The organism is Thalassospira sp. MBR-102, assembly GCF_040549275.1.
Taxonomy (GTDB): Bacteria; Pseudomonadota; Alphaproteobacteria; order Rhodospirillales; family Thalassospiraceae; genus Thalassospira; species Thalassospira xiamenensis.
In genome coordinates, this window is record NZ_JBEPTC010000016.1 from 66,996 (window position 1) to 93,111 (window position 26,116).

At 53.5% G+C, this 26,116-nt stretch carries 20 protein-coding genes; 8 read left to right on the top strand and 12 right to left on the bottom strand.

The genetic code is table 11. The features are described 5' to 3' along the window. Nucleotides 1-87 precede the first annotated feature (87 nt). From ABIE64_RS21145 to glpD, 8 genes are all read right to left on the bottom strand, one after another. Complete coding sequence (locus tag ABIE64_RS21145; protein ID WP_354378530.1) at nt 88-2,337, bottom strand: methyl-accepting chemotaxis protein; 2,250 nt, start codon at nt 2,335-2,337, stop codon at nt 88-90. A gap of 261 nt (nt 2,338-2,598) precedes the next feature. Then, entirely contained in the window at nt 2,599-4,350 is a 1,752-nt protein-coding gene (locus ABIE64_RS21150) for an ABC transporter substrate-binding protein (RefSeq protein WP_110252839.1), read from the bottom strand. Nucleotides 4,351-4,486: 136 nt separating this feature from the next. Further along, on the bottom strand, nt 4,487-4,759 hold the full coding sequence (locus tag ABIE64_RS21155) for a DUF2160 domain-containing protein (protein WP_007091528.1): 273 nt from the start codon (nt 4,757-4,759) through the stop codon (nt 4,487-4,489). Nucleotides 4,760-4,784: 25 nt separating this feature from the next. Further along, entirely contained in the window at nt 4,785-5,588 is an 804-nt protein-coding gene (locus ABIE64_RS21160) for a carbohydrate ABC transporter permease (protein WP_007091527.1), read from the bottom strand. A gap of 1 nt (nt 5,589) precedes the next feature. Then, complete coding sequence (locus ABIE64_RS21165) at nt 5,590-6,462, bottom strand: carbohydrate ABC transporter permease (protein WP_007091526.1); 873 nt, start codon at nt 6,460-6,462, stop codon at nt 5,590-5,592. A gap of 13 nt (nt 6,463-6,475) precedes the next feature. After that, nucleotides 6,476-7,570 (bottom strand): ABC transporter ATP-binding protein, encoded by a 1,095-nt coding sequence (locus ABIE64_RS21170; protein ID WP_063094670.1) that lies wholly within the window; start codon nt 7,568-7,570, stop codon nt 6,476-6,478. Nucleotides 7,571-7,585: 15 nt separating this feature from the next. Further along, nucleotides 7,586-8,686 (bottom strand): ABC transporter ATP-binding protein, encoded by a 1,101-nt coding sequence (locus ABIE64_RS21175; RefSeq protein WP_354378531.1) that lies wholly within the window; start codon nt 8,684-8,686, stop codon nt 7,586-7,588. Next, the gene (glpD, locus tag ABIE64_RS21180) at nt 8,683-10,224 is read right to left on the bottom strand and encodes a glycerol-3-phosphate dehydrogenase (protein ID WP_354378533.1); all 1,542 of its coding nucleotides are present in this window, start codon (nt 10,222-10,224) and stop codon (nt 8,683-8,685) included. Before glpD ends, ABIE64_RS21175 begins: the two co-directional genes overlap by 4 nt. A 553-nt stretch (nt 10,225-10,777) precedes the next feature. Here glpD and ABIE64_RS21185 point away from each other — a divergent pair. Beyond that, complete coding sequence (locus ABIE64_RS21185) at nt 10,778-12,238, top strand: NAD-dependent succinate-semialdehyde dehydrogenase (protein ID WP_063094676.1); 1,461 nt, start codon at nt 10,778-10,780, stop codon at nt 12,236-12,238. 77 nt (nt 12,239-12,315) lie between these two features. Here the strand turns inward: ABIE64_RS21185 and ABIE64_RS21190 are convergent, their stop codons facing one another. Beyond that, entirely contained in the window at nt 12,316-12,828 is a 513-nt protein-coding gene (locus tag ABIE64_RS21190; protein WP_007091520.1) for a hypothetical protein, read from the bottom strand. Between the two features lie 88 nt (nt 12,829-12,916). Then, nucleotides 12,917-14,011: a UDP-N-acetyl glucosamine 2-epimerase gene (locus tag ABIE64_RS21195; protein WP_354378534.1), complete on the bottom strand. Its 1,095-nt coding sequence runs from the start codon at nt 14,009-14,011 to the stop codon at nt 12,917-12,919. 272 nt (nt 14,012-14,283) lie between these two features. Here ABIE64_RS21195 and glpK point away from each other — a divergent pair, with 272 nt between their 5' ends. Together glpK and ABIE64_RS21205 are read left to right on the top strand one after the other, a co-directional pair. Then, nucleotides 14,284-15,777 carry a glycerol kinase GlpK gene (gene glpK, locus ABIE64_RS21200; protein WP_037988685.1) on the top strand — a complete coding sequence of 498 codons (1,494 nt, stop codon included), beginning with the start codon at nt 14,284-14,286 and terminating at the stop codon, nt 15,775-15,777. A 188-nt stretch (nt 15,778-15,965) separates the two neighbouring features. After that, nucleotides 15,966-16,907 carry an AEC family transporter gene (locus ABIE64_RS21205; RefSeq protein WP_354378536.1) on the top strand — a complete coding sequence of 314 codons (942 nt, stop codon included), beginning with the start codon at nt 15,966-15,968 and terminating at the stop codon, nt 16,905-16,907. On the opposite strand, the gene ABIE64_RS21210 is transcribed toward ABIE64_RS21205, so the two are convergent. Continuing rightward, nucleotides 16,889-19,000, bottom strand: coding sequence for a bi-domain-containing oxidoreductase (locus ABIE64_RS21210; RefSeq protein WP_354378537.1), 2,112 nt, complete (start codon nt 18,998-19,000; stop codon nt 16,889-16,891). The two genes, ABIE64_RS21205 and ABIE64_RS21210, sit on opposite strands and share 19 nt — an antisense overlap. Nucleotides 19,001-19,138: 138 nt before the next feature. Between ABIE64_RS21210 and ABIE64_RS21215 the strand changes: the two genes are divergently transcribed. The 5 genes from ABIE64_RS21215 to ABIE64_RS21235 all read left to right on the top strand — a co-directional run bounded on the left by ABIE64_RS21215 (nt 19,139) and on the right by ABIE64_RS21235 (nt 24,744). Beyond that, a complete protein-coding gene (locus ABIE64_RS21215) occupies nt 19,139-20,302 on the top strand; it encodes a glycosyltransferase family 4 protein (RefSeq protein WP_007091515.1) in 1,164 nt (387 codons plus the stop codon). Between the two features lie 206 nt (nt 20,303-20,508). After that, entirely contained in the window at nt 20,509-21,405 is an 897-nt protein-coding gene (locus ABIE64_RS21220; RefSeq protein ID WP_071240559.1) for a dihydrodipicolinate synthase family protein, read from the top strand. 178 nt (nt 21,406-21,583) lie between these two features. Further along, a complete protein-coding gene (locus ABIE64_RS21225; RefSeq protein WP_354378538.1) occupies nt 21,584-22,873 on the top strand; it encodes an NAD(P)/FAD-dependent oxidoreductase in 1,290 nt (429 codons plus the stop codon). Between the two features lie 11 nt (nt 22,874-22,884). Next, the gene (locus ABIE64_RS21230; protein ID WP_071240557.1) at nt 22,885-23,886 is read left to right on the top strand and encodes a 4-hydroxyproline epimerase; all 1,002 of its coding nucleotides are present in this window, start codon (nt 22,885-22,887) and stop codon (nt 23,884-23,886) included. A gap of 171 nt (nt 23,887-24,057) precedes the next feature. After that, nucleotides 24,058-24,744, top strand: a complete 687-nt coding sequence (locus ABIE64_RS21235; protein ID WP_007091511.1) for a GntR family transcriptional regulator — start codon at nt 24,058-24,060, stop codon at nt 24,742-24,744. A gap of 9 nt (nt 24,745-24,753) precedes the next feature. Here the strand turns inward: ABIE64_RS21235 and ABIE64_RS21240 are convergent, their stop codons facing one another. Continuing rightward, entirely contained in the window at nt 24,754-25,797 is a 1,044-nt protein-coding gene (locus tag ABIE64_RS21240) for a proline racemase family protein (protein WP_354378539.1), read from the bottom strand. Nucleotides 25,798-26,116 lie beyond the last annotated feature (319 nt).

Consider the following 26,116-nt stretch of genomic DNA (forward strand, 5'->3'; position numbering starts at 1 on the left):
TTAGCCAACGAAACCGGGCGAAAAATCCGGGACCCGACTGTGACGTTCGGGGGAAGGGCATCCTTATCGGGCCCCAGACAAGTGCGCTCACGGGAGGGAGGCTTCATCTATGGTTTTGTTGTTTTGCTGGCGGGTTGTCGTTGCTTGCTCGGACCGGATGGAGTCAAGGAAATCGCGCACGCGCTTTCCGAGATCGTCGGATTGATGGCGCAGACGATCTGTTGCCTGTCGCAGGCCATCGACGGCCTTTAGATTGTCATCTGCTGCTGTGCTGACCTGTGCAATTGTTGCGTTCATTTCACTGGCCGCGGTGGCGGATTGTTCGACGTTGCTGGCGATTTCGGCGACGAATTCCTGTTGTTCGTCAACTGCTGCCGACATTTCGCCGACCGTTTCGTGAATGCCGGTGATGCTGTCGCGGATGGTGGTGATGGCCTGTACCGCGATACCGGTTGTTGTCTGGATCCCGGTGATGCGCTGGGCAATCCGGTCGGTTGCCGTGCCGGTCTGATTGGCGAGGTTTTTGACCTCTTGCGCGACAACTGCAAAGCCTTTGCCTGCGTCGCCTGCACGGGCGGCTTCGATCGTTGCATTCAGAGCCAGAAGGTTGGTCTGGGCGGCGATATCCTGAATAAGGTTAAGGATTTCGCCGATTTCCTGCGCACCGGTTTCAAGCTCGTGCATGGTTTCGCTGGTGTGGCGGGCGGCATCTACCGCGTTGGTGGCGGCATCCACCGATTGCTGGGCGCGAAGGCCTGTATCACGGACTCGCTCAGACAGTGACTTTGCCGCATCGGAAACAGATGCCATATTGATCGATATTTCCTCGGACGCACCGGCAACTCCTGTGGCGTTACTGGATGCGACTTCGGCCTGTTCGCGCACCTGATTGGAGGTTATCTGGATGTTCTCGGCCTCGCGTGAGACATCCTTTGCAACCTGCATTACCGATGCTTCGAACGCGTCGGCCAGTTCCAGCATGGCGCGGCGGCGTTCGGTTTCGGCAGTCTCGCGTTCGCGGGCGACATTTTCCTCGGCCCGCTGGGCGGCAAGGCTGGTTTCGCGGAACTGTCCTAGAATTTCGGCCATGCGACCGATTTCATCGCAGCCAGTATCGCGAACTTCTGTCGAAAGATCGCCATTTGCGACGCGGCGCATACCGTCAATCACACGCAGCAGGCGTTTGATAAGGTTACCACGGACATAGAAAATCAGGATGAGAAGCGAGATCACCACAACCGCAATACCGATCAGGGCAATCACTTGTTGATCGCGAACCACCTGCGAGAGGGCATTGGCAGCACTGTTATCGACCTCAAGACGTTTGGCGTCAACGAGTTGCGTGATGGATGTACTCAATGCTTCGGCGCTGGTCAGGGTCGCATCAAGGGTCTGTTCTGTCTTGTACTGATTGTCCCATTCGGTTTCGCGAAGATCAAAAACGCTGTCTTTACCTGCGCCATAAACCAGCAATGCCTCGGCCAGTTTTTTTATCTGCGTGCCATCATTGTTATCGGGCAATTTTTCCAGCGCGTCTGAAATGCGAAGCTCTGCCCAACTCCATTGATTGCGGACCTCGTCCATGGCATCGCCTTCTGGCACGGCGATGGCGGCGGTCAACATGCCAAATGCAAGGTTCATGTTGGCGCGGATTTCGGAAATCAGCTGTGAAAATCTGATGGCTTCTTCCAGCTCAGCCACCGTATCGCTATTGCCATCTACAACACGCGATATGCCGCGCGAGACATCGATATCAACAACCTCGACCAGCGGATTGATGAATTCCGAAAGATCGCTATAGGCAAAGACCATATCAAGGGTCAGATCACCGCGCTGCTTTTCAAGTTCAAGCCGCTGCATGGTCAATTCATGCAGCGTATTGCGGCGTGCAACAATATCGTCAAGCTGTGCGGTCAGGGTTTCAATTGCGTCGACAGCAACGGTTTGTTCCGGTTCCACGGTCTGGTTCGGTACCTGATCCGGTGTTTCTGCGTCACCCGCATTTGCGTTCGTTTCGGAATTGGTCGGGGCAACCGGCAACATCAAAGGTTCCGGATTGGTCGCTGCAATTTCGCCAAGCCGGGTGCGGGCATCGCCTATCAGGGCATCAAGGCGTGCCTCGGTTTCAGCCAGTTCATCGGCATTGCGCGATGTTGCCAGTGCCGGTGCCTGAGCCGCCAGTCCGACACCATCCATGGCAAGTTCCATCTGCCGGATGATCGAGGGTAGGCTATCATTAGTTATGTCGGCGACAAGCGCCCGACTGTTGCCAAACGAGATCCAGGAAACCACCGATGAAATACCGGCCAGCACCAGAATCAGGGCAAAAGAAGCCATGAGCCGACCTTGAATGCCAAGGCCAGCGCGACGTTTTTTAATCGCGGTATTCACTGTTTCCTCCCTGTCGTGCCCGCCATGAGCCAGACATTCCCTGTATGGGACCTTGCATCCGGTTTGCCGGATGTCTTCGGTTTTTATCGATCCATAAAAGCCGGATCGTGTTTTGAAATCGGTACGAACAAATAAGTTGTTAGAGAAATTGTTGGGACGGCCGGGGATGATAAATCACCCCCGGCACCCCCAGTTGTGAGGCCTGGATTATTTCTGGGCCGCACTCCATTCCGCGATCAGATCGTCGTATTTGACGGTCTCACCCTGCGGTTTTTCGTTATCAAGTTTCGGTTTCGGAGCACCGGGCTGGTCGAACCAGTACTGGGCATCCTGTTCCTCGTTCAGTTTCGGTGCGCATTCGCCACCGATACCTGCACGTTCCAGACGTTCCAAAACACGGTCCATCGCGGTTGCAAGGTTATCCATGGCTTCCTGCGGGGTGCGTTCGCCGGTTACAGCTTCGGCAACGTTCTGCCACCAGAGCTGAGCCAGTTTCGGGTAATCCGGAACGTTGGTGCCGGTCGGCGACCACTGGACGCGAGCCGGGGAACGATAGAATTCAACCAGACCACCCCAGTTCGGTGCGATGTCGGTCATCGCCTGGGTATCAAGGTCAGACTGACGGATCGGAGTCAGACCGGTAAGGGTCTTTTTGAGCGAGGTGGTTTTCGCCGTGACGAACTGCGCATAAAGCCATGCAGCTTTACGACGCTCAGGCGGGGTGGACTTCATCAAGGTCCAGGAACCCACATCCTGATAGCCAAGCTTCATGCCTTCTTCCCAGTACGGGCCGTGCGGCGAAGGTGCCATACGCCATTTCGGCGTGCCATCTTCGTTCACGACCGGGGTGCCTTTTTTCGCCATATCGGCGGTGAAGGCGGTGTACCAGAATATCTGCTGGGCGATCTGACCCTGTGCCGGAACCGGACCGGCTTCGCCAAAGGTCATGCCAGCGGCTTCTGCAGGAGCATAGGCTTTGAGCCAGTCGATGTACTTGGTCAGAGCGTAAACAGCCGCCGGGCCGTTTGCCGCACCACCACGGGTGACGCTGGAGCCTGCAGGTGCGCAGCCTTCAACGCGGATGCCCCATTCATCAACAGGAAGACCATTCGGGATGCCCTTGTCGCCAGCGCCAGCCATCGAAAGCCATGCGTCGGTGAAGCGCCAACCCAGAGACGGGTCTTTTTTGCCGTAGTCCATGTGACCATAGACTTTTTTACCGTCGATTTCTTTCACGTCATTGGTGAAGAATTCGGCGATGTCTTCGTATGCCGACCAGTTGACCGGAACACCCAGGTCATAGCCGTATTTGTCCTTGAACTGCTTTTGCAGGTCTTCGCGCTGGAACCAGTCATAGCGGAACCAGTAAAGGTTCGCGAACTGCTGGTCGGGAAGCTGGTAAAGTTTGCCATCCGGACCGGTGGTGAAGGACAGGCCGATGAAGTCTTCAAGGTCGAGCGTCGGCGAGGTAACGTCCTTGCCTTCGCCTGCCATGAAGTCGGTCAGCGGAACGACCGCATCGTAACGCGAATGCGTACCGATCAGGTCGGAGTCATTGATGTAGGCGTCATAAATGTTACGACCGGACTGCATTTGGGTCTGCAGTTTTTCGATCACGTCACCTTCACCGATCAGGTCATGGGTCAGCTTGATCCCGGTGATTTCCGAGAAGGCTTTGGCCAGAACCTTTGATTCATATTCGTGCGTGGTGATGGTTTCGGATACCACGTTGATTTCCATGCCGCGGAACGGCTCGGCTGCTTTGATGAACCATTCAAGTTCGGCCATCTGGGCATCTTTATCAAGGCTCGACGGCTGGAATTCGCTATCGATCCATTTTTTTGCCGCGTCGGTGTACTGGTCTGCTGCTGCCGGATTGGCAAATACCGCAAGACCGAGTGCGACCGCAACTGCACTGCCTTTAAGAATGGCAGAGGAGCCTTTGGCTTTGACGATCATGTCGTTCCTCCCTGGTTGTCTTCCATTGCACTTCCGGAAAAATCCGGTTCACCCGTGACGGGGGAAGACAGTACCCGCCGCGATGAATGACGACGGGAACGGCACCGTTGCAGGAAACAGTACCGTTCCGGATTGTTCAGCCCCATCGCATCACGATGATGAGCCAGAAAAGGGCAACGATTGATGCGATCCAGATGGCGGCATCGCTAAATGCCATAAAGCCGAGATGGATATAGGCTGCACCAAGCAAACTGATGAAAAGGCGATCCCCGCGGGTTGTTTCCAGTGGCAGGAAGCCACGGCGCGGAACGGTTGGTGAAACCGCCTGCCATATTCCCATTCCGATCAGCATCAAAATGATGCAGGAAAAGAACACGGCGGTAATCGGGGTCCAGGCCATCCAAGTCATTGTTTTATTCCTTCCTGTTTTCCGATTACACGCGGCCCATCGCGAAGCCCTTGGCGATGTAGTTGCGAACGAACCAGATCACCAAAGCGCCCGGCACGATTGTCAATACACCCGCAGCCGCCAGAACCCCCCAATCAAGCCCCGATGCCGAAACGGTACGGGTCATGGTAGCCACGATCGGTTTGGCATCGACCGACGTCAGGGTGCGGGCCAGCAACAGTTCAACCCAGCTGAACATGAAGCAGAAGAAGGCCGTCACACCGATACCCGAACGGATCAGCGGAATGAAGATCGTGGTGAAGAAGCGCGGGAAGGAATAACCGTCGATATAGGCGGTTTCGTCGATTTCCTTTGGAATGCCCGACATGAAACCTTCAAGGATCCAGACGGCCAGCGGCACGTTGAACAGGCAGTGCGCAAGCGCCACAGCGATATGGGTGTCAAACAGGCCAACACTTGAGTAAAGCTGGAAAAACGGCAGCAGGAACACGGCAGGCGGTGCCATGCGGTTGGTCAGGAGCCAGAAGAACAGATGCTTGTCACCGGTAAAGTTATAGCGGGAAAAAGCATATGCCGCGGGCAGAGCAACCAGAAGCGAGATCACGACGTTGATCCCGACATAGATCATCGAGTTGATATAGCCCGAATACCATGCCGGATCGGTCAGGATGGTTGCATAGTTTGCTAGTGTCGGATTATCCGGGAACAGGGTCATTGCGCCAAGGATTTCCGAATTGGTCTTGATCGACATGTTGAACAGCCAATAAATCGGCAGCAACAGGAACACGATATAAAGAAGAAGTGCGATATGACGTTTCTGGAACCGCATTTTATTGTTCCTCCCGCTTTCCGGCGTTCATTACGACGGTATAGAAAACCCAGCAAACCAGCAGAATGATCAGGAAGTAGATCAGCGAGAATGCCGCAGCCGGACCAAGGTCGAACTGACCCACTGCAATCGTGACCAGAAACTGGCTGAGGAATGTGGTGGCCGTGCCGGGCCCGCCGCCCGTAAGCACGAAGGGTTCGGTATAGATCATGAAACTGTCCATGAAGCGCAGCAGGACACCGATCACGAGGACCGACTGCATTTTCGGAAGCTGGATAAACCGGAACACGGCCCAGTTCGAAGCACCGTCAATCTTGGCGGCCTGATAATAGGCATCCGGGATCGACCGAAGACCGGCATAGCACAGCAGAACAATCAGGCTGGTCCAGTGCCAGATATCCATCACAAGGACGGTCACCCACGCATCCATCGGGTTCTGGCTGTAGTTGTAGTCCATGCCAATCATGTTAAGCGCATAACCACCAAGACCGATATCGGCACGGCCAAAAATCTGCCAGATGGTGCCAACCACGTTCCATGGAATAAGCAATGGCAAAGCCAGAAGAACCATGCAGGCCGAAACACCCCAGCCTTTGCGTGGCAGGGTTAACGCAATGCCAATACCCAGCGGAATTTCGATGAACAGCACGCTGCCGGTATAAATGATCTGGCGGATCAGGGCATCATGCAGACGGCTGTCTTCAAGGACCTGACGGAACCAGTCGGCACCGACAAAGAAACGGGTTTGCGGATCAAAAATATCCTGAACCGAATAGTTCACGACCGTCATCAAAGGAATGATCGCGCTGATGGCGACGATAAAGAAGACCGGCAGGACGAGGAACCATGCCTTATTGTTGGTAATCTTGTTCATTTCCCCATCCCCCTCACGCGACTAGCTGACTGTCGGCGTAAAGCTTGGTCCATTCCGGTGCAAACCGGAGGATGCCACTTTGGCCGGTAATCTGCTGATCTTCGCTAACCTTGACCTTCATTTCGGATGATCCGAAACGGGTGGTTGCGATCTTGTATTGGCCAAGGTCTTCGACCTTGACGATATTGACCTCGATCCCGTTGTCGCCTTCGGAACCGTTTCCGGTTTCGATGCGCAGGAATTCGGGACGGATGCCAAGTTCAATCGGTCCTGATGCCTTGGCAACGGCTTCGATGTGGCGATCCGAAAGCGCGATGCGTTTGCCATCAATCCATGCCGCACCTGCATCGATATTGCAGGGCATGATGTTCATGCCGGGACTTCCAATGAAGTAACCGACAAAGGTGTGGGCCGGATTTTCAAACAGTTCCTGCGGGGTTCCAAGCTGCACGACCTTGCCGCCATACATGACAACGACTTTGTCGGCGAAAGTCAGGGCTTCGACCTGGTCATGGGTCACATAGACCATGGTGGGGCGCAGTTTGTTGTGAATTTCCTTAAGCTTGCGACGCAGGACCCATTTCAGATGCGGGTCAATCACGGTTAGCGGTTCGTCAAACAGGATCGCCGAAACATCGTCGCGAACCAGTCCGCGGCCAAGCGAAATCGTCTGTTTTTCGTCCGCACCCAGACCGCGTGCTTTTTGCTTTAGCTTGCCGGTCAGGTCGAGCATTCCGGCAATTTCGCGAACACGTTCGTCAACCCGTTTTGAATCCACGCCACGATTGCGCAGTGGGAAGGCAAGGTTTTCGTAAACGGTCATGGTGTCGTAAATGACCGGGAACTGGAAAACCTGCGCAATATTGCGTTCCTCCGGGGCCAGTCTGGTGACGTCCTTGCCATCAAAAAGGACCTGTCCCTCGGACGGGGTCAGAAGACCGGAAATGATGTTAAGCAAAGTGGTCTTGCCACAGCCCGACGGGCCAAGAAGGGCATAGGCCCCGCCATCTTCCCAAACATGTTCCATGCGGCGAAGGGCGTAGTCCTCGTCCCCTTTCGGGTCTGGAAAATAAGAGTGCGCAAGGCTTTTAAGATCGATACGTGCCATTTTAATTCTCCAACCTCAGGCGGCCTTGCCGTTTTGAATTTCAACGGGCGGTGCCGCCACAAGGCGATCATTGGCGTCATAGGCAAACAGACGTTTGGGATCGACATAGAAGGTGGCTGCCTCGCCAAGCCGCGGGTTGTGCACACCTTCTTCCTGGATCACCCAGGAAACATCATTGAAATGGACATGGACAAAAGTCTCGGAGCCAGTGATTTCAGCAAGTTCAACCTGGCCCTGCATCGCAACGCATTCCGCACTGGTCTGATCGACCGACAAATGATTGGCACGAACCCCGATGGTGTATTGGCCATTCGCGAGTACCGAAAGATGGCCGGTCAGCGGGACCTGATGGCCGCTTGCCAGATAAAGTGCACCATCACGGACTTCGGCCTTGACCAGATTGATCGGCGGATCGGAAAAGATCAGACCCGTCTCGACAAATGCTGGGTTGTGATAGACCTGCGTCGTCGGGCCGAACTGGGTTACGCGACCTTCATGCATCACCGCGCATTTGCCGCCCAGCAAAAGGGCCTCCATCGGCTCGGTGGTGGCGTAAACGACAATTGTGTCGCGTTTCGCCAGAAGGTTCGGGATTTCTTCGCGCAGTTCTTCGCGCAGTTTATAGTCAAGGTTGACCAGTGGTTCATCAAGCAGAAGCAGAGTGCAATCCTTGACCATGGCGCGCGCCATGGCGGTGCGCTGCTGCTGACCACCCGACAGTTCCTGTGGCAGTCGATCTAGCAGATGTTCGATATGCATCAGTTCGGCGGTGGATTTCACACGGCGTTCAATTTCAGCAGCATCAACGCCCTGCAATTTAAGCGGTGATGCGATATTGTCATAGACGCTCATCGACGGGTAGTTGATGAACTGCTGATAGACCATGGCGACGTTGCGTTTCTGAACCGGCATGCCGGTAACATCCTTGCCATTGACAAGAATACGTCCGCCGGTTGGTGGTTCAAGACCGGCCATAATGCGCATAAGCGTCGTTTTGCCAGCCAGTGTCCGCCCGAGCAGGACGTTAAATGATCCCGGCTCCAGCGAAATCGACACATCGTCGACGTGGGTTTCCCCTTCCACGGTCTTGGTTATGTTTTCAAGCGTAAGGGTCATTTCGCATTTGTTCCTTCGCCCGTTTTCACGGCGTTATTCGATTTGGTTTCAGTCGCAAACCATTGCGCAATGGCGGTCTGGGTGTCCTTTGACAGATGCAGGCCGAGTTTGGATCGGCGCCACAGAACGTCATCGGCAGTACGCGCCCATTCCTGAGCAGCCAGATAGCGCAGTTCGCATTCGTAAATATCATTGCCAAGATGCGTGCCCAGCCCCGAAAGGTCGGATGCATCGCCAATGATGGTGTGGGTCAGTGTGCCGTAGTTTCGCACATAGCGGTAGAGTTGAGCCGCCGGAATCCACGGAAATTTCTTTTGCGTTGCAGCAAGATAGCTTTCGAAATCGCCATTAGGCATGTCGCCCCCTGGAAGGGGCACGCTATCGGTCCAGCGATCATCCGCAAACCCGAGATAGGGCGAAAGTTTGCTCATCGCTGATTCGGCCAGTTTGCGATAGGTGGTGATTTTGCCGCCGTAAATGTTCAGAAGTGGCGCACCCTTGTCACCATTATCGATTTCAAGAACGTAGTCGCGCGTGACCTGGGATGCGTCTTCGGAGCCATCGCCATAAAGCGGGCGAACACCGGAATAGGACCAGACGACATCGGCCGGTGCGATCTTGTGAGCGAAATAGGTGTTGGCCAATTCGCACAGATAGCTGATTTCATTGCTGCTGATCGCGACTTTGGACGGGTCGCCTTCGTAATCGCGGTCCGTAGTGCCGATCAGAGTAAAATCCTGTTCATAGGGGATGGCAAATACGATGCGACCATCGGGATTCTGGAAGATATAGCAGTAATCATGGTCAAACAGTTTTGGCACCACGATGTGACTGCCCTGCACCATGCGGATACCTTGCTTCTTTTTCGCTTCGACGCGTTTTTCAAGGATTTCGGCACACCATGGACCGGCAGCATTGACCAGCGAGCGGGCCTTGATCGTGTGTTCACCCGCACTGTCGCGAACCGCAACAGACCAAAGATCGCCCTCGCGACGTGCCGATACACATTCGGTGCCGACACGGATAACTGCGCCGCGATTTCGGGCATCCATGGCATTAAGCACAACAAGGCGCGCATCCTGCACCCAGCAATCGGAATAGATGAACGCCTTTTTCATGCCAGTTACCAGTGGGGCACCGGCGACATGATGATTAAGGTGGATGCCTTCGGAGCCAGGAAGTTTTTCGCGCCCCCCCAGATGATCATACAGGAACAGGCCCAATCGAATCATCCAGGCCGGACGTAATCCTTTAACGTGAGGGAGAACAAAGCGAAGCGGCCAGATGATGTGCGGGGCAGCGTTCAAAAGCACTTCGCGCTCGATCAGGGCCTCTCGCACCAGACGGAATTCGTAATGTTCCAGATAACGCAACCCGCCATGGATCAGCTTTGTGCTGGCCGATGAAGTCGCACTTGCAAGGTCGTTCTTCTCGCAAAGAAAGACTTTAAGGCCGCGGCCGGACGCATCGCGCGCAATGCCTGCACCGTTGATGCCACCGCCGATAATGGCAATGTCGTATGTTTCTGAAGTGAGCAACCGCTTCCTCCCTGATTGCCCTGATTTGTGACAGATGTTCTCAACTGTCATTCTGTTATGTCAAAAACGTTACGAACCACCCAAAATAATTGCAAGCGAAAATTATGAAGAATTTTAATTTTCGATAACGAAATAAGAATGTGGGGTTGTAGTGTATTGTTATAATTGAGGTCTTCGATTCTGCACGATTTGTTTCGGCTCTCCGTTCGATGTCGGGATGATCCGGTTTGATCTGGAAAGTTGATCAGAATCGTTTGAATCCGAAAAAAATAAAGCAGATCACCTGTTCCCTAATTGCATAAGATTGCAACGTCAGCCCGGTGCAATTTGCCCCCGGGCGCGGAAGCTTACGGTTTTGCCAGCCGACTATGCGAAAATGCCAGCCATGGCTGATGGGCAACGCAATCTTGTTGCAAAGCGCGGCGGTCGAGGTGTTTGCGATTGCCAAATGGTCTTTTAACTTGCGAAGATGTGGCAACCACCACGGATCGAACTAGATGATGTTCATGACTTTCATGCTTCGATCCCAAAGCAAAACTCCGGAGGCATTCCTATGGTTTCTTTAAAAGACCCGTCCTTGTTCACCCAGCAAGCCTATATTGGCGGTGAATGGGTCGACGCCCCAGACGGCAAAACCGAACAGGTCACCAATCCCGCGAATGGCGAAGTGCTTGGCACTGTGCCTGTTTTGGGCCGCGATGCCGTTGCCCACGCGATTGAAGTCGCCGAAAAGGCGCAAAAGCAGTGGAAGAAACGTACTGCCAAGGAACGCTCGACCATTTTGATGAAATGGTACGACCTAATGATGGAAAATCAGGAAGACCTGGCACGCCTGATGACGGCCGAACAGGGCAAGCCGCTTGCAGAGGCGCGCGGTGAAATAGCCTATGCGTCGTCTTTCCTCCAATGGTTTGCCGAGGAAGGCAAACGCATCTATGGGGATGTTATTCCGACTTTTGCACAGGGGCGCCGGGTTGTTGTTCTGAAAGAGCCGGTTGGCGTTTGTGCGGCAATCACGCCGTGGAACTTCCCCACCGCGATGATCACGCGCAAGGCGGCACCGGCTTTGGCAGTGGGCTGTGCGATGGTCGTCAAGCCGGCAATAGAAACTCCATATTCGGCTCTGGCCATGGCAGTTCTGGCCGAACGCGCCGGTTTGCCAAAGGGGCTTCTATCTATAGTGACCGGTGATGCCAAAACCATCGGTGCCGAAATGACCGAAAACCCGACGGTTCGCAAATTGACTTTTACCGGTTCAACCGCAGTTGGACGTTTGCTGATGCGTCAATGTGCCGACACGGTCAAAAAAATCAGCCTCGAGCTCGGTGGCAATGCTCCGTTCATAGTCTGTGAAGATGCTGATATTGATGCCGCAGTCGAAGGGGCGATTGCCTCGAAATACCGCAACAGTGGCCAGACCTGTGTTTGCGCAAACCGTATCTTTGTTCATGATGCTGTCTATGACGAATTTGCCGAAAAATATGCCGCCAAGGCATCGGCGATGAAAGTTGGCGATGGCACCGAAGAAGGTGTTGTCCTTGGCCCGCTGATCACGGAAAAGGCTGTCGGGAAGGTTGAAAACCAGATTGCCGACGCCGTTTCCAAAGGTGGCCGGGTTCTGACCGGTGGCAAGCGCCACGCAAAAGGCGGCAGCTTCTTTGAGCCAACCGTGATTGCCGATGCCAACCGGGATATGCTGGTCTTCCGCGAGGAAACTTTCGGTCCGATGGCACCGCTGATCCGCTTCCACAGTGATGATGAAGTGCTGGAAATGGCCAATGATTCAGAGTTCGGTCTGGCCTCTTACTTCTATTCACGCGACATTAGCCGCATTTGGAAGCTGGCCGAGGGCCTTGAAACCGGTCTGGTCGGTGTCAATGCTGGTGTGATCGCAACCGAAGTTGCCCCGTTTGGCGGCTACAAGCAATCCGGTATCGGCCGCGAAGGTTCAAAATACGGGGTAGAGGATTACCTTGAAGTCAAATATGTCTGCATGGCAGGCATTGACGATTAAGGCATTTTCGGACTTCCGAAACGAAAAAGGCGCTGTCGAAATGACAGCGCCTTTGGTTTTTACACGCAATCACAATGTTATGCTGCGTTCTCGTTCTTTTTCTTGTTATCGGATGTGATCGACTGGACCGAGCCATCCGAAAGTTCAGATTGAAGGGCTGTGAAAACGTCGAACATATTCGGGTTGAATGCAATTTCAGCCTGCATGCGATCACGTCGTTCTGACGGTGTTTCATCGTCGTTGTTTTGCTTGTTGGCGAGTGACGCGCCGTTCAGCTTTTCCTCGATCGCATCAGCAATCGCTTTTTCGATGGCTTGACGTTCGGTTGCGCCCATCTTGGCCAGACTTTCCTCATCAAGGCCCATCGATTGAAGGATCTTGCGGCGCATCTCTTCGATCTTGCGTTCTTCAAGCTCCTTCACATAAGTCGTGAAGCCGTGTTCCTTGATATAGGCGATATCGGCATTTTTTTCCTTGTTCTCTTCGGGCAGGGGGCGACTGTTCGACGCAATGGTTTTTGCCGCCGCATAGGTGCTTTTGACGCTGGACGCCGTGTTGGTGATGCTCATCAGGGTGTCATATATTGTCATCCCGATCCTCCATGGGAAAATAATGCCGGTAAAATCCTGTCATGGGACTTAAGGTTGCAAATCCCGTGCCGCGATTTATCGGTGAGCTTCACCGAACAAACGGAATTAGCGTATCAAGCATTCGCCCGGCTGCCTTACCATCCCAGCCGGCAGGCCGGAAAGGGGACGGGAGCATTTTTACCTCCAACAGGCTGGCGGCTTTTTTGACCAGGTCTTCCGGTTCACAAATTTCCAGCGCGGAAGCACTCAATGCAGTCGGACGTTCTGTTGTCGGTCGCAAAATACATCCAGCTTTTCCAAGCCAGGCGCATTCATCAATCATACCACCAGAATCCGTTATCACATAGCGGGCGTGAAAAAGAACTGACAGGAAATCGGGATAGAGCATGGGGGATGTGACCTTGATGTTTTCGGCATCCCGAATACGGCGCCAAAGATCGCTTTTTACAAGGGATTCTTGCGCGCGGTGGTGAAGCGGCCAGACGATTTGAGTTTCCCGGGCAAGGTCAACAATCGCATTCACGATTGATGATAGTCGAACAAGGTTATCAATATTTTCAGCCCGATGTAGCGTCAGTAATACAGGCCCGGTACCGGGCGAAGAAGGATCAATTGGTATGCTCGTTCCACCAAAGCGGAGCATCGCATCAATTATGATATTACCGACATTTTGGATTCCCTTTGCGTCGATGCCTTCTTTGCGCAGGTTGTTGGCCGCAGTTTCATCCGGGGCCCAATGCATGTCGCAAAGGATGTCAATTTCAGTCCGGTTGGCTTCTTCGGCAATGGCATCAAACCCGCCTCGCAAGCCGGCTTCGAGGTGGATCAGAAAAATCGAATGTCTTCTTGCCGCGCGCGCGACACCCAAAGAGCCGTTAACATCACCGATGACGATCGTTGCCTGCGGCAGTGATTGGTCTAGCACCCGGCAATAGGCATCGTCTGCATTCTGAACGAGTGTGCTCCGGTTATTTCCCGGTTGCCCGATTCCAAGTCGGATTTCAGGAGCAGGTATGCCAAGCGAAAAACGCAAACCTTCGGAAAGGGCCGGGTCCCAGTGTTGGCCGGTATCGATCAGACGAAGGGTAAAAGGTAAATCATCGCGCCTTTCCCACCACGTCAGATAAAGGGCGGCAGCCTTGATCAGGTTGGGGCGGGTGCCATAGACCAGATCGATGATCATTGCGGCGTTTTTCCTGATGAATGCTCAAGCTGGATGAGCGTATGATAACGTGTTGTCTTTTATATCATTTTGGCTGATCAGCTGCCAAACGGGATAGGTGGTTTGTCAATAAATGTGATAAAATTTTCGAAAACGAATTGTTTTTTGGTATGATTCTTTTCTAAATAGAAACAGAAAATCAGTTGAACCAGTCGGATGCGCGGTAAAAATCAGCCGCCACAAAGGACCGGAACGGTACGGCAGACCAACTGTCGGCTCGGGAGGAAACAGAAATGACCGATACACGTTACATTCTGGCAATTGATCAGGGTACCACCAGCTCACGCGCCATCGTGTTCGATGCCACTGGCCGATCCGTGGCGGTCGCGCAACAGGAATTTCCCCAACATTTTCCCAATAGTGGCTGGGTGGAACATGATCCTGAAGACCTTTGGGAAACGGTTGTTGCGGTTTGTCGCGAAGCTTTGTCGCGGATCGATATTGCCAACGTTGTGGCAATAGGCATCACCAACCAGCGTGAAACCACCGTGGTTTGGGACCGCAAGACGGGCAAAGCCGTTTATAATGCCATCGTTTGGCAGGATCGTCGGACTGCGGCTTTGTGCCATGATTTGAAAAAGCGTGATCCGGACCTTGAAACTGATGTCAATAATCGAAGCGGGCTTTTGATCGATCCGTATTTCTCGGCAACCAAGGCTGCGTGGATACTCGATCATGTCACCGGTGCACGGGCGCTGGCCGAACAGGGTGACCTAGCGTTTGGTACGGTCGACTCATTCCTGCTGTGGCGTTTGACCGGCGGAAAATCGCACGCGACGGATGCCACCAATGCCGCACGCACCAATCTTTTCAATATTCGCGACAATGTCTGGGATGACAGGTTGTGCGAAATCTTCCGTGTTCCCAAGCGCATGTTGCCGGAAGTCAAGGATTGTGCTGCCGATTTCGGAATGGTGGATGCCGATATCTTTGGGCGTGAAATTCCTGTCCTGGGTATGGCAGGCGACCAGCAGGCGGCCGCATTCGGTCAGTGCTGCTTTGAGCCAGGCGACATCAAAAGCACCTATGGCACCGGTTGTTTTGTGATTCTCAATACCGGGGATGATGCTGTGACATCGCAGCATCGTTTGCTGACCACGGTCGGTTATCGTTTGAATGGCAAAACCAGCTATGCCATCGAAGGGGCGATTTTTGTTGCCGGAGCGGCGGTGCAGTGGCTGCGTGATGGTCTTGGCATCATCAAATCGGCCGCCGAAAGTGAAGGTTTGGCCAAATCGCTTGACGATAATCACGGCGTTTATCTTGTTCCGGCCTTTACCGGACTTGGTGCGCCTTATTGGGATCCGGATGCGCGCGGTGCCATTTTCGGATTGACCCGTGACACGGGGCCACGTGAATTCGTTCGTGCCGCACTTGAAAGCGTTTGTTATCAGACCTTTGATCTGTTCGAAGCGATGGCGGCAGACGGTGTTTCGCCCAAGGCCGTTCGGGTTGACGGTGGTATGGTTGCCAATGACTGGTTGTGTCAGAACCTCTCAGATATTCTTGATATTCCGGTTCAGCGCCCGGTTGTGACGGAAACAACTGCACTTGGTGCCGCCTATCTTGCGGGGTTGCAGGCGGGGGTTTACCGCGACCTCCATCATATCGCCGAAAACTGGCATATGGATGCTGAATTCAAACCAGAACTTGAAGCTGGTCGCCGGAAACATCTTTTGGGCGGCTGGAAGAGTGCGGTCAAGCGAACCATGACAGAGCAGGGCTGAATAGTTTCGCTGTTGTCCGATGGCTTTACAGACTGGTCATCGCATAAATTGCTTTGTAAGATCGGGACGGTACCACGTGGTACCGTCCTTTCTTTTTGCGGATATTCGTCCGTATTTTCATAGAACTGCTGCTATTGGATACAGGGTGCGACCGTTTGGGGGCCGTCACCGGGCGGCCAGGGGGGAAGATGCTTGATCTGATCGTTGGAAAAGTTGGACCTGTTTTTTTGACGATCCTGTGTGGTTATCTTTTAACCCGTTTCCGCGTCATCAGCCGCGAAGGCATTCCGTTCCTTGCCCGCCTTGCGATGAATGCCTTTATTCCGGCTATGCTGTTTCAAACCCTCTCGCAATCCGACATCAGTGCGCATTTCGATTTGCGTTTGTGGGGTAGCTACTATGCAGGCGCACTTCTGAACTTTTTACTGGTGTTTATGGTTGCACGGGCGTGGCTTAAGGCGAGAACGGACGAGGCGGCTGTAACCGCCATGGGCGGGGTTTTCTCCAATATTGTGCTACTCGGTATCCCCCTGGTTCAGGCTGTATACGGTGAAGAAGGTCTGGTACCGCTTCTGATTATCCTGTCGATCCATCCGCTGACCTTGTTGGGGCTTACGGTGATGATCGTGGAAGGTTCGCGTTCCGGCGGCGGGCATTGGTTGCCCAATGTCGTTCGCAGTGTCATTCGGGTTTTGCGCAATCCGATTATCATTGCGATTATCCTTGGTGTACTGGCGTCCCTGATTGATCTTCGATTGCCCGAAATGATTGATGGAACACTCGAACGGTTTCGGACGGCAGGGCCCACAATCGCGTTGCTTCTGGTCGGGGCTGGGCTTTATGGGCAGTCCGTTCGTGGCAATATGTCCGCAAGCACGCTGTGCACTGTTGCGAAAATGTTTGTGCAGCCGGTTCTTGTGTTCCTGATCGCTCATTTTATTTTTGACTTGCAACCGCTGTGGTTGACCATCGTGGTTCTGATTGCAGCTCTTCCTGCGGGGGCGAATGTGGCAATCATTGCTGGTAGCTATAATGTTTGTATTGATCGGTCTTCCACGACCATTCTGATCACGACGCTGATCAGTGTGATCACTTTGCCGCTTATTGTGCTTTATGCCGGGGCATCATGACGGCTGCCTTCGGCCGCGGACAGGATTTGGTCCATCAAGCTTATTTCTGCTGCGATCCCTTGCATTCGATGGTCGTGGATGCCTGAGCTTACGGCATCAATGAAGCAGTCAATGGCGTTGTCATGCCCTTTGTCAGGGCTTTTAAAAATGCCTTTTCGCATGACAGTGTTGCCATTGATCACAAGCTTCCGCCAATCTTGGATCGTGGCGGAAAATCCCGGTGCAAGGACCTCAAGAGTTTCCTTTGGCATATTGCGTCGGGCGGCATGCATGTAAGAAACTTCGCCTCGTGATCCGTCGGCAAAGTGCATGTACCAAACGCTGTCACCGGCCTTGCGATCAATCCAGTCACATGAAAGGCTGATCATTTCAGCTCCTGTCAGATAGCCAATCAGATCAATGAAATGACTGATTTCTCCGATTGTTCTGCCACCTTGATCAGGACGGTACAGCCAGTGATCGGAAGGGAGTGGATTGGGACGTACCTGATAGCGGAATTGCTTTTTGCCTTTGACTAGATGCTGTTTCAGGCAGGCTGTCATCGGCGCAAAGCGACGATTATGTCCAACCATGAATACCTGTGTTTGGCTCAATCCTGCGGCCTGTTTGAGTGCGCCGATCTGTTTCGGATGGATGCAAAGCGGCTTCTCCAGCCAGACATGTTTCCCTGCGCCCAAGGCCTTACTGGCGAGGTCAGCATGGCTATCGTGCCGGGTGGCAATAAACACCGTATTGATATCGTGATTTGACAGAATTTCATCCGGATCGGACGCGGTAGTTATATCCGGCATATGCCGGCAGATGGCCAGTGCCGAAAGACCTTTGCCCGAGACGACCGCATTCAATGCGACCTTTTTGCGCAGCTTTAATCGAGGGAGCAAAACGCTGTTCATGTAATTTCCCGCGCCTATCAATCCGATCCGGACCGGCATGACATTAGGCTTGCTGATTTTTTTGACTGGGGCTGGTGGTTGCGGTTTGCTATCGGTTCGATGATATTTAATGACCGTCGCCATTATGGTCGGGTCATCACCTCCTGATAGAAAATCAGAAGCTTCATGCAGGTTAATCCGATGGGAGATAAGCGAGGCCGGGTCGAGCTTTCCACTTTCCATCAGGGATAGTGCTGCCGCCATGTTCCGTTTTACCGTCCATCGGGCATGGCCGATCGGGTAGTCCTGTCCCAGTTGCTCGTAGTTCGCGTCATAACGGCCCGGGCCATAGGACCGCACCTGCCGGATGGTAATTTCCTTGCGATACAGGATATTGCGCGGTGCGTTCACAGCAACGTCTCCAACGCAGACAATGATGCCACGATCACGGCAAAGCTTTGCGGCCGATTCAATTACGGTGCGTGCTGCTTTGTTATTATTACTGCAAACAAGCACAGCATCGAATTGGTCAACAGGGGCGGCGCTGATATCTGCATAAGCATACTTTACCCCGCTTTCTTCTGCTTTTTTTCTGCGCTCTGAAAACGGTTCAATCACGGTCACAATCGCACCGGCTGCGATTGTGATTTGAGTGACTATTTGACCGATTAGGCCGCATCCAATCACGGCTACCTTCTGCCCGATCTCAAGTTCTCCTTGGTGGGCGGCATGAACTCCGATGGCATAAAGGGTGGCAAAGGCTGCCATCTCGTCTGATACAGTGTTGGGGACGGGGCAAGCCAGATTGCGTGGGACAATGTTATATTCTGCATGATTGGCATGCTCCATACCCGCACAGGCAACGCGCTGACCAATATCAAAGTCGGTGACATCCGAGGCCATTGCCTCGACAGTTCCGCAATTGGCGTATCCGGTCGCCATTGGTCTGCCAAGGCGTCCTTTAACGGCATTGAGGGTTGCCTGCGCGCCGTCGCGACGAAACTTTTCAATTGTCAACGCTACCAGATCCGGTCGCTGCCATGCCTTTCTAATAAGGGACGCTTTGGTTTCGCTAGCTTGCTGTCTTTCCGTACCATTACTGATGACAGATATCTCTGTGCGGACCAGAATAGTACCGGGCAATAGGGCGGGAACGGGGCAGTCGGCCACGGCAAGCCGCCTTTCACCGGGAAACCGTAATAATGCCCGCATATCCGTCATGATATCGTCCTGATGCACGTTAGGGATGAAATATGGAACAGGAATTAAATCATATCAGTATGTGCAGGTCGATCCGTCATTGACGGGACTTTGGCAGGCGTTTAGCAAAGCCGATGTCATAATCACGGAATCCGTCATATGAAAAAAAATGTCTCGGCAAAGCGTAGTCGCAAACTGTTATTCGTCTGCGGAGAGGATTGGTCTTTCGTTTCCCATCGGATTGGTTTGGGTCGGGCCGCACTTTTGCGTGGCGATGAGGTGATTGTCGCGTGCAACGCGAATGACGCCGCTGTCCAACTGCGATCCGAGGGTTTCCGTGTTATCGATGTGCCGATTGCGCGCGGTGGACTTAGCCCTTTGAAATCGCTGAAGACGATCAGGGCGCTTGCATGCCTTATCCGTCGAGAGCAACCGGATGTGGTTATCAATGTCGCAATACAATGTGTTGTTTTATCTTGCCTTGCTGGGTTGATGGTTGGCGCGCGTCGTTCCGTAAACATGGTAACCGGGCTCGGGTTCATGTTCGTTTCAAACGGGACCAAAGCGCGTTTGGTGCGTGCTGTGGTTTCGATGTTGTTGCGATTTTATGCCAGATGCCCATCAATCCACATCATTGTTCAGAATTCGGATGATTTCGATCTGATGCGTGGATTTGGCTTCCGCAAGACGCGCCTTTCTCTCGTGCGTGGTTCCGGGGTGGATATCAGGCAATTCCATCCGGGGAAGCAGGATGGAATTGATGGTTTACGCAAAACTGTGATCTTCGTGGCCCGAATGTTGTGGTCCAAGGGATTGGCGGAACTGGTTGATGCCGCGCGTATCCTCAAATCCAGAACCCGAGATTACCGAATACTTTTGGTCGGTGATTCTGATCCGGTAAATCCTGACTCTGCCGATACCAAAAGCCTTGTGAAATGGCAGAATGACGGTTTGATAGAGTGGCTTGGCAAAAGAAGTGATGTTGCTGAATTGCTCAGGCAATCTGATCTGGCTGTTCTGCCATCTTGGCGGGAAGGGTTGCCGAAGTCTTTGCTTGAGGCCGCTGCGAGCGGTCTGGCGATGGTTGCAACAGATGTTCCAGGCTGTCGTGAAATCGTAAAACAGGAACAGACCGGTTTGCTGGTAGGGTTGGGTGATGCGGAAGCTTTGGCAGATGCGATTGAGAACCTTATGGAGGACGATGCAAAGCGTCAGAAGTTTGGCCAGAATGCGCGTGTCATGGTCGAGCAGGAGCTGTGTGATGCAGTGATCATCCGCGAGACCCTTGATGTTATCTCCGGCAAGCCGGGATTAATGCCGTAATAAAATTGGAAAACTGAGACTATGAAACCAAGATGGGCTCCGCATGGCGGGGCCTTTTGTTTTCTAAAATTTCCCATTGCTATCGAATTCTAAAATTTGTATACAATATACATATATGCAGTTTGGGCCTGCGAATTCGCGGGTTTGGGCGATTAAACGGTCTAACCCACTAATGGGCGCGCGACCAAATCAGGAGGTTACTTTCCATGCAGGTAAACTGGACTGGCGTATTCCCCGCCGTTGCCACCCAGATGAATGAAAATGGTTCAATCGATTTCGATATGACCGCCCATCAGATCGAAGCCCTTATCAAGGCCGGTGTTGACGGCCTTGTCATGCTGGGCTCGGTCGGCGAGAACGCAGCCCTTGAGCCGGAAGAAAAAATCGCGGTTCTCAAGCTTGCTGTCGAAGTTACCAACGGTCGCATACCGGTTCTGTCGGGCGTTGCCGAAAACTCGACCCAGGCTGCCATTCGCTACGTGCAGAAATGCGAAGAACTTGGCGCTGATGGCCTGATGCTTCTGCCGGGTATGATCTATACCGCCGATCCGCGCGAAAATATCAAGCATTTCCGCTCGGTTGCTGCCAAGACCAAGCTACCGATCATGATCTATAACAACCCCGGTGCCTATCGCATCGATATCAAGCCTGAAGAATTCAACCAGCTTGCCGATGTGAAGAACCTGGTTGCGATCAAGGAAAGCTCCGGCGACCCGCGCCGTATTACCGACATCTATAATGCCTGTGGTGATCGTTTCGTTCTGTTCTGCGGCATGGATGACCTTGTCATGGAAACCCAGGTTCTGGGTGCGGTTGGCTGGATTTCGGGCTTTACCGATGCTTTCCCGCAGGAATCGGTCGCACTTTGGAAGCTGCTGTCTGAGGGGAAATACAAGGAAGCGCTTGAAATCTATCGCTGGTTTACCCCGGTCCTGCATATGGATGTTCATGCCAAGCTTGTTCAGTATATCAAACTGGCACAGGAGATGACCGGCGTGGGTAAGGCCCATGTCCGTGCTCCGCGTCTTCCGCTGGTTGGCGAGGAGATGGAACGCATCCGCGCAACCATCCAGAAAGCCATCGACACACGCCCGAAACTTTAATTCGCTTTGCAATCAACGCATTCATCGCATCAGCTCCGTAAGGCGTGATTGCATTTGCGTATGATTTGATGGCAAGTGTGAGCTCTCCTGTGATTTTCGCAGGGGAGTTTGCTGCCATCTGGCACGAGATGAGAGATCAAGATAAAACGCGCACACCAAAGCAGTCAGGGCCCGGAACATGCCAAAACCTTCTTCCGCTTCAAAGTCCCCCTCACAGTCAAAACAGCATGCCGTCGTTGTCGGCTCCGGGATAGTCGGGGTCAATGTCGGTTTGGCTCTTTTGAAGAAGGGCTATGACGTCACCCTTCTGGATCGCGGAGAACCGGGGATGGGGGCATCCTTTGGTAATGCTGGGGGAATTGCCGTCACGGAATGCGCGCCTATTGCCATGCCGGGGGTCTGGACAAATGTGCCAGGCTGGCTGATGGATCCGCTGGGGCCGCTTTCGGTGCGCTGGTCCTATTTGCCCAAAATGATGCCGTGGCTGATCCGTTTCCTGGCCGCCAGTTCGAAAAGCCGGGTAGAGCAGATTGCAACCGAATTAGCAGCCATCCTCAACCGCGCTTGGGAAGATTACGATCCGGTGATCGCAGAAGCAGGCCTTTCCGGTGCGGTGTTTAAAAAAGAAGGCGCTATGGGTGTTTATCGCAGCGAGAAAACACGCCGGGATGCCGAATACGGAATTGATCTTCGCCGTCGTAACGGGGTCAAAATTCGTGATCTGACCAAGGATGAGGTCAGGGATATTGAGCCTGATCTGGCCCCGATCTTCGCCTGCGGTGTGATGGAGGAGGATTGGGGCAGGGTTCTGGATCCGTTCAGGATTGTTATGGGCCTTTACAACCATTTCATCGAACGCGGTGGAAAGTCTCAGAATGCCGAGGTTACCAATTTCGTTTACCGCGATGGCAAACCGCGTGCCGCGATGACGGCACAAGGTGAGCAGATTACCTTCGACAAGGTTGTTATTGCATGCGGTGCATGGTCAAAAACGCTGGCCACGCGACTTGGTTCATCGGTGCCTCTTGATACCGAACGGGGCTATAACACAACGGTCCCTTATAATGGCGTGAAGCTATCGCGCATGATTATTTGTGCCGATGACAGCTTTGTTCTGACGCCGATGGAAATGGGTATTCGTGTGGGCGGGGCGGTTGAGCTTGGCGGTCTGGTTGCTGCCCCCAATTATGATCGCGCCAAGGCCCTGTTTGCCAAAGGCAAGGAAGTTCTTCCGAAACTCAGTGCAGAAGGGGGTACAGAATGGATGGGATTCCGCCCCTCAATGCCGGATTCCAAGCCTGTGATTTCGGCAAGCCCCAAACATGAAAATGTCTTCTTCGCATTCGGTCACGGCCATCTTGGCCTGACCATGGCGGCCACCACCGGACGGCTGATCGCCGACCTGATGAGTGAAGCGACTCCGCCTATTAACATGACCCCGTATCGTATTGATCGTTTCCAAGGATAAGGCCGCCCCAAATGGCAAAACACAGCTTCTTCTGTATTGATGGACATACCTGCGGTAATCCGGTGCGTGTGGTTGCCGGTGGCGGACCAAAGCTTGAAGGTGCAAATATGCTTGAAAAGCGTGCGCATTTTCTGGCGGAATATGACTGGATACGAACCGGACTGATGTTCGAGCCGCGTGGCCATGACATCATGTCGGGCTCGATCCTTTATGAACCGACCCGCGATGATTGCGATGTAGCCATCCTGTTTATCGAGACGTCTGGCTGCCTACCGATGTGCGGTCACGGCACAATTGGGACGGTCACCATGGCAATCGAGGAAGGTCTGGTAAAGCCGAAAACCCCGGGAGTACTGCGTCTTGAAACGCCTGCCGGGCTGGTGATTGCCGAATACAAACAGGTTGGCGATTACGTGGAATCGGTCAAGCTGACCAATGTACCGTCCTTCCTGTATAAAACGGATATCGAGGTCGATTGTCCCGATCTTGGCCCGATCAAGGTTGATGTTGCTTATGGCGGCAATTTCTATGCGATTGTCGAGCCACAGGAAAACTTCCGTGACATGGCCGAATACGCGGTTGGCGATTTTCAGCGCATCAGTCCGGAACTTCGTCGTCGCCTGAACGAGGTTGGCGAGTTCATTCACCCACTTCACCCGGATATCAAGGGCCTGTCACATATCCAGTGGACTGGAAAACCGACCCAGCCTGACAGCACCCATCGCAATGCAGTGTTTTACGGTGATAAGGGGATTGATCGATCTCCCTGCGGGACGGGCTCTTCTGCGCGTCTGGCACAATTGGTTGGCAAGGGGCAGTGGGACCCAGCGCATGAGCTGGTTCATGAAAGCATTATCGGATCGCAGTTCCGTGTCTCCGTCGTCGAACAGACAAAGGTCGGCGACTATGACGCGGTCGTGCCCGGGATCGAGGGCTGGGCACGCAAGCATGGTTACAACACGATTTTCATTGATGACCGTGATCCTTACGCGCATGGATTTATCGTGAAATAGGCGTTTGATCGGGGCCGGTTTCTGTTCTCAAGCTCCTGATACCGTAGCGGCGTGATTGCAATTATATTGCGCGTAAACCAACGCATCGGTATGACTAGAAAAAGGGGGCGGTGACGTTTGGGGATATGAAGCCGGACCCGATACCGCACAGGACAGATAAAAAGAGCCAAAATGACCGCATCACCGCGTTTTACCCGCCGCACCATTACTGATCAGGTCACTGAAGATTTGCGTGCCCGTATCCTGTCGGGTGACTTCCCGGCCGGGTTCCAGTTGCGTCAGGATGCGATTGCTACCGAATATAATGTGTCTCGAATCCCGGTCCGTGAGGCGCTTCAACGTCTGGATGCCGAAGGTCTGGTATCGTTCCAGCCGCATAAGGGGGCGATTGTTGCCCATCTCTCGCTTGACGAGATCGAAGAACTTTTTGAAGTTCGCAAAATGCTGGAATGCGAATTGCTGCGTCATGCCGTGCCGCGTCTGACACCCGAAGACATCAAATCGGTCGAAGACATACTAGCCGTTTACGACGAATCCTTTCGGTCTGGGGATATTTCGAAATGGGGCGAACTTAACCGTGAATTCCATGATCGGCTTTATCGTGCGTCGAACCGGCCCAAAACGCTGGAAATCATCCGCATGATCGGAAACAACACGGTCCGCTTCACACAGGCACAGCTCGCTCTTTCCGGGGCAACTGATCGGGCCGAACGCGAACATCACCATATACTTGATGCCTGCAAGGCGCGCGATGTCGACTATGCGGTCGAACTTCTCGAAGCCCATATCGAGAATTCGAAAAACAGCCTGATCGAATGCCTGCGTGGTGCCCGCGCCAGCGAGGGCCTCTCGAACTGACGTCAATTGTTACCGGACAATAAAGCCACGTCCGATTTCATCACTCCCATCCTGCCAAAAGCTGGCTTCGCCGCTGTAATGAGCCTGTCCGGATACTTCGGCAATTATGGCCGGGAAGGGCCCGCATCGGTTTGTGCTAACAACGCTGCCATCGAATTCTGATCCGATAACACTTTCAAACCTTCGAACCGTGCCGGGCATGATCAATCCTTTGGCATGGAGAATGGCAAGCCTTGCGCTAACGCCTGATCCAGTCGGGCTGCGGTCAACCTGATTATCGGCAAAGACACATATATTGCGTGTCGGTTCCTGGGCGGATGCGTCTTTGCCATCGGTCAGGATCGCGCCATACAAAAACGCCAGATCATCATGATCGGGATGGTTTAGCGTGACACTGGCGTTGACCGCGTTGCATACGGACTGCGCAATATCGATCAGATCGCGTACCGGCGAAGACCCGACCGCAAGGCCGAATTGTCCTGCATCAAGCACGGCATAGAACGCACCGCCATAACCGATATCTGTTTTGAATGTCTGGTCATCGGCAAGTGCGAGCTCAATATCAGCAGCAAACATGAAGGATGGGACTGATTTGAAGCGGACGGCACCACTTTTCCCATTGGTCACCGATACTTCGGCACGTACTAGCCCACAGGGGCATTCAATATTAACCGGCGTTATCGGTTCGACAGGCGCGACCAACCCGTAATCAACCGCATATCGGCCAAGGGCGATGATGGCGTGGCCGCACATGGTCGAATAGCCTTCATTGTGAATGAACAGAACCGCCAGATCAGCATCCGGCAGGCTCGGTTCGACCAGAATGGCACCATACATGTCGTAATGACCGCGCGGTTCGAACATCAGAAACCGCCGCAGATGATCTAGTTCGACGCGGGCATATCGACGCTTGGCCAGAATATCGTCGCCCGGAATCGCTGGATATCCCGATGTGATAATCCTAAGCGGTTCGCCGCCGGTATGCATATCAATGACTTTGATCGGGGATTCCCGGTCGGGCAGGGACAGTTTGGAGGGCATTTGGCGGCTCATTTCGGTGTTCTGCAATTTTTTAAAGGAAATTCGGGGCTGGATTCCGGCTAAAGTCGGGTGCTTTATCTGGCGCGGCAGGTCTATCTTAGCGGCCTTGAGCATGCGCGCAATAGTCCCGCACCCGGATTTTCGCGTCAGACGCGACCTTGCGGGTCATAAAAGTGAAACCTATATGTGGTTTCGCGCAAAAAATTTGCGTCTCGCACTTTCTGTCATTTTTTCTTAAAAAAGGTGTTTACAGGTCTGGCGAGGGGCCCTATAACCCGCCTCCACCGACGGGGTGCGGCGCCAAGGAGACGGCGACGCGGACTGGAAGGTA

What these genes read in the sequence shown, in the direction of transcription:
- ABIE64_RS21145 (WP_354378530.1), bottom strand. Translation starts at nt 2,337, where the DNA reads ATGGCTTCTTTTGCCCTGATTCTGGTGCTGGCCGGTATTTCATCGGTG.
- ABIE64_RS21150 (WP_110252839.1), bottom strand. Translation starts at nt 4,350, where the DNA reads ATGATCGTCAAAGCCAAAGGCTCCTCTGCCATTCTTAAAGGCAGTGCA.
- ABIE64_RS21155 (WP_007091528.1), bottom strand. Translation starts at nt 4,759, where the DNA reads ATGACTTGGATGGCCTGGACCCCGATTACCGCCGTGTTCTTTTCCTGC.
- ABIE64_RS21160 (WP_007091527.1), bottom strand. Translation starts at nt 5,588, where the DNA reads ATGCGGTTCCAGAAACGTCATATCGCACTTCTTCTTTATATCGTGTTC.
- ABIE64_RS21165 (WP_007091526.1), bottom strand. Translation starts at nt 6,462, where the DNA reads ATGAACAAGATTACCAACAATAAGGCATGGTTCCTCGTCCTGCCGGTC.
- ABIE64_RS21170 (WP_063094670.1), bottom strand. Translation starts at nt 7,570, where the DNA reads ATGGCACGTATCGATCTTAAAAGCCTTGCGCACTCTTATTTTCCAGAC.
- ABIE64_RS21175 (WP_354378531.1), bottom strand. Translation starts at nt 8,686, where the DNA reads ATGACCCTTACGCTTGAAAACATAACCAAGACCGTGGAAGGGGAAACC.
- ABIE64_RS21185 (WP_063094676.1), top strand. Translation starts at nt 10,778, where the DNA reads ATGGTTTCTTTAAAAGACCCGTCCTTGTTCACCCAGCAAGCCTATATT.
- ABIE64_RS21190 (WP_007091520.1), bottom strand. Translation starts at nt 12,828, where the DNA reads ATGACAATATATGACACCCTGATGAGCATCACCAACACGGCGTCCAGC.
- ABIE64_RS21195 (WP_354378534.1), bottom strand. Translation starts at nt 14,011, where the DNA reads ATGATCATCGATCTGGTCTATGGCACCCGCCCCAACCTGATCAAGGCT.
- glpK (WP_037988685.1), top strand. Translation starts at nt 14,284, where the DNA reads ATGACCGATACACGTTACATTCTGGCAATTGATCAGGGTACCACCAGC.
- ABIE64_RS21205 (WP_354378536.1), top strand. Translation starts at nt 15,966, where the DNA reads ATGCTTGATCTGATCGTTGGAAAAGTTGGACCTGTTTTTTTGACGATC.
- ABIE64_RS21210 (WP_354378537.1), bottom strand. Translation starts at nt 19,000, where the DNA reads ATGACGGATATGCGGGCATTATTACGGTTTCCCGGTGAAAGGCGGCTT.
- ABIE64_RS21215 (WP_007091515.1), top strand. Translation starts at nt 19,139, where the DNA reads ATGAAAAAAAATGTCTCGGCAAAGCGTAGTCGCAAACTGTTATTCGTC.
- ABIE64_RS21220 (WP_071240559.1), top strand. Translation starts at nt 20,509, where the DNA reads ATGCAGGTAAACTGGACTGGCGTATTCCCCGCCGTTGCCACCCAGATG.
- ABIE64_RS21225 (WP_354378538.1), top strand. Translation starts at nt 21,584, where the DNA reads ATGCCAAAACCTTCTTCCGCTTCAAAGTCCCCCTCACAGTCAAAACAG.
- ABIE64_RS21230 (WP_071240557.1), top strand. Translation starts at nt 22,885, where the DNA reads ATGGCAAAACACAGCTTCTTCTGTATTGATGGACATACCTGCGGTAAT.
- ABIE64_RS21235 (WP_007091511.1), top strand. Translation starts at nt 24,058, where the DNA reads ATGACCGCATCACCGCGTTTTACCCGCCGCACCATTACTGATCAGGTC.
- ABIE64_RS21240 (WP_354378539.1), bottom strand. Translation starts at nt 25,797, where the DNA reads ATGAGCCGCCAAATGCCCTCCAAACTGTCCCTGCCCGACCGGGAATCC.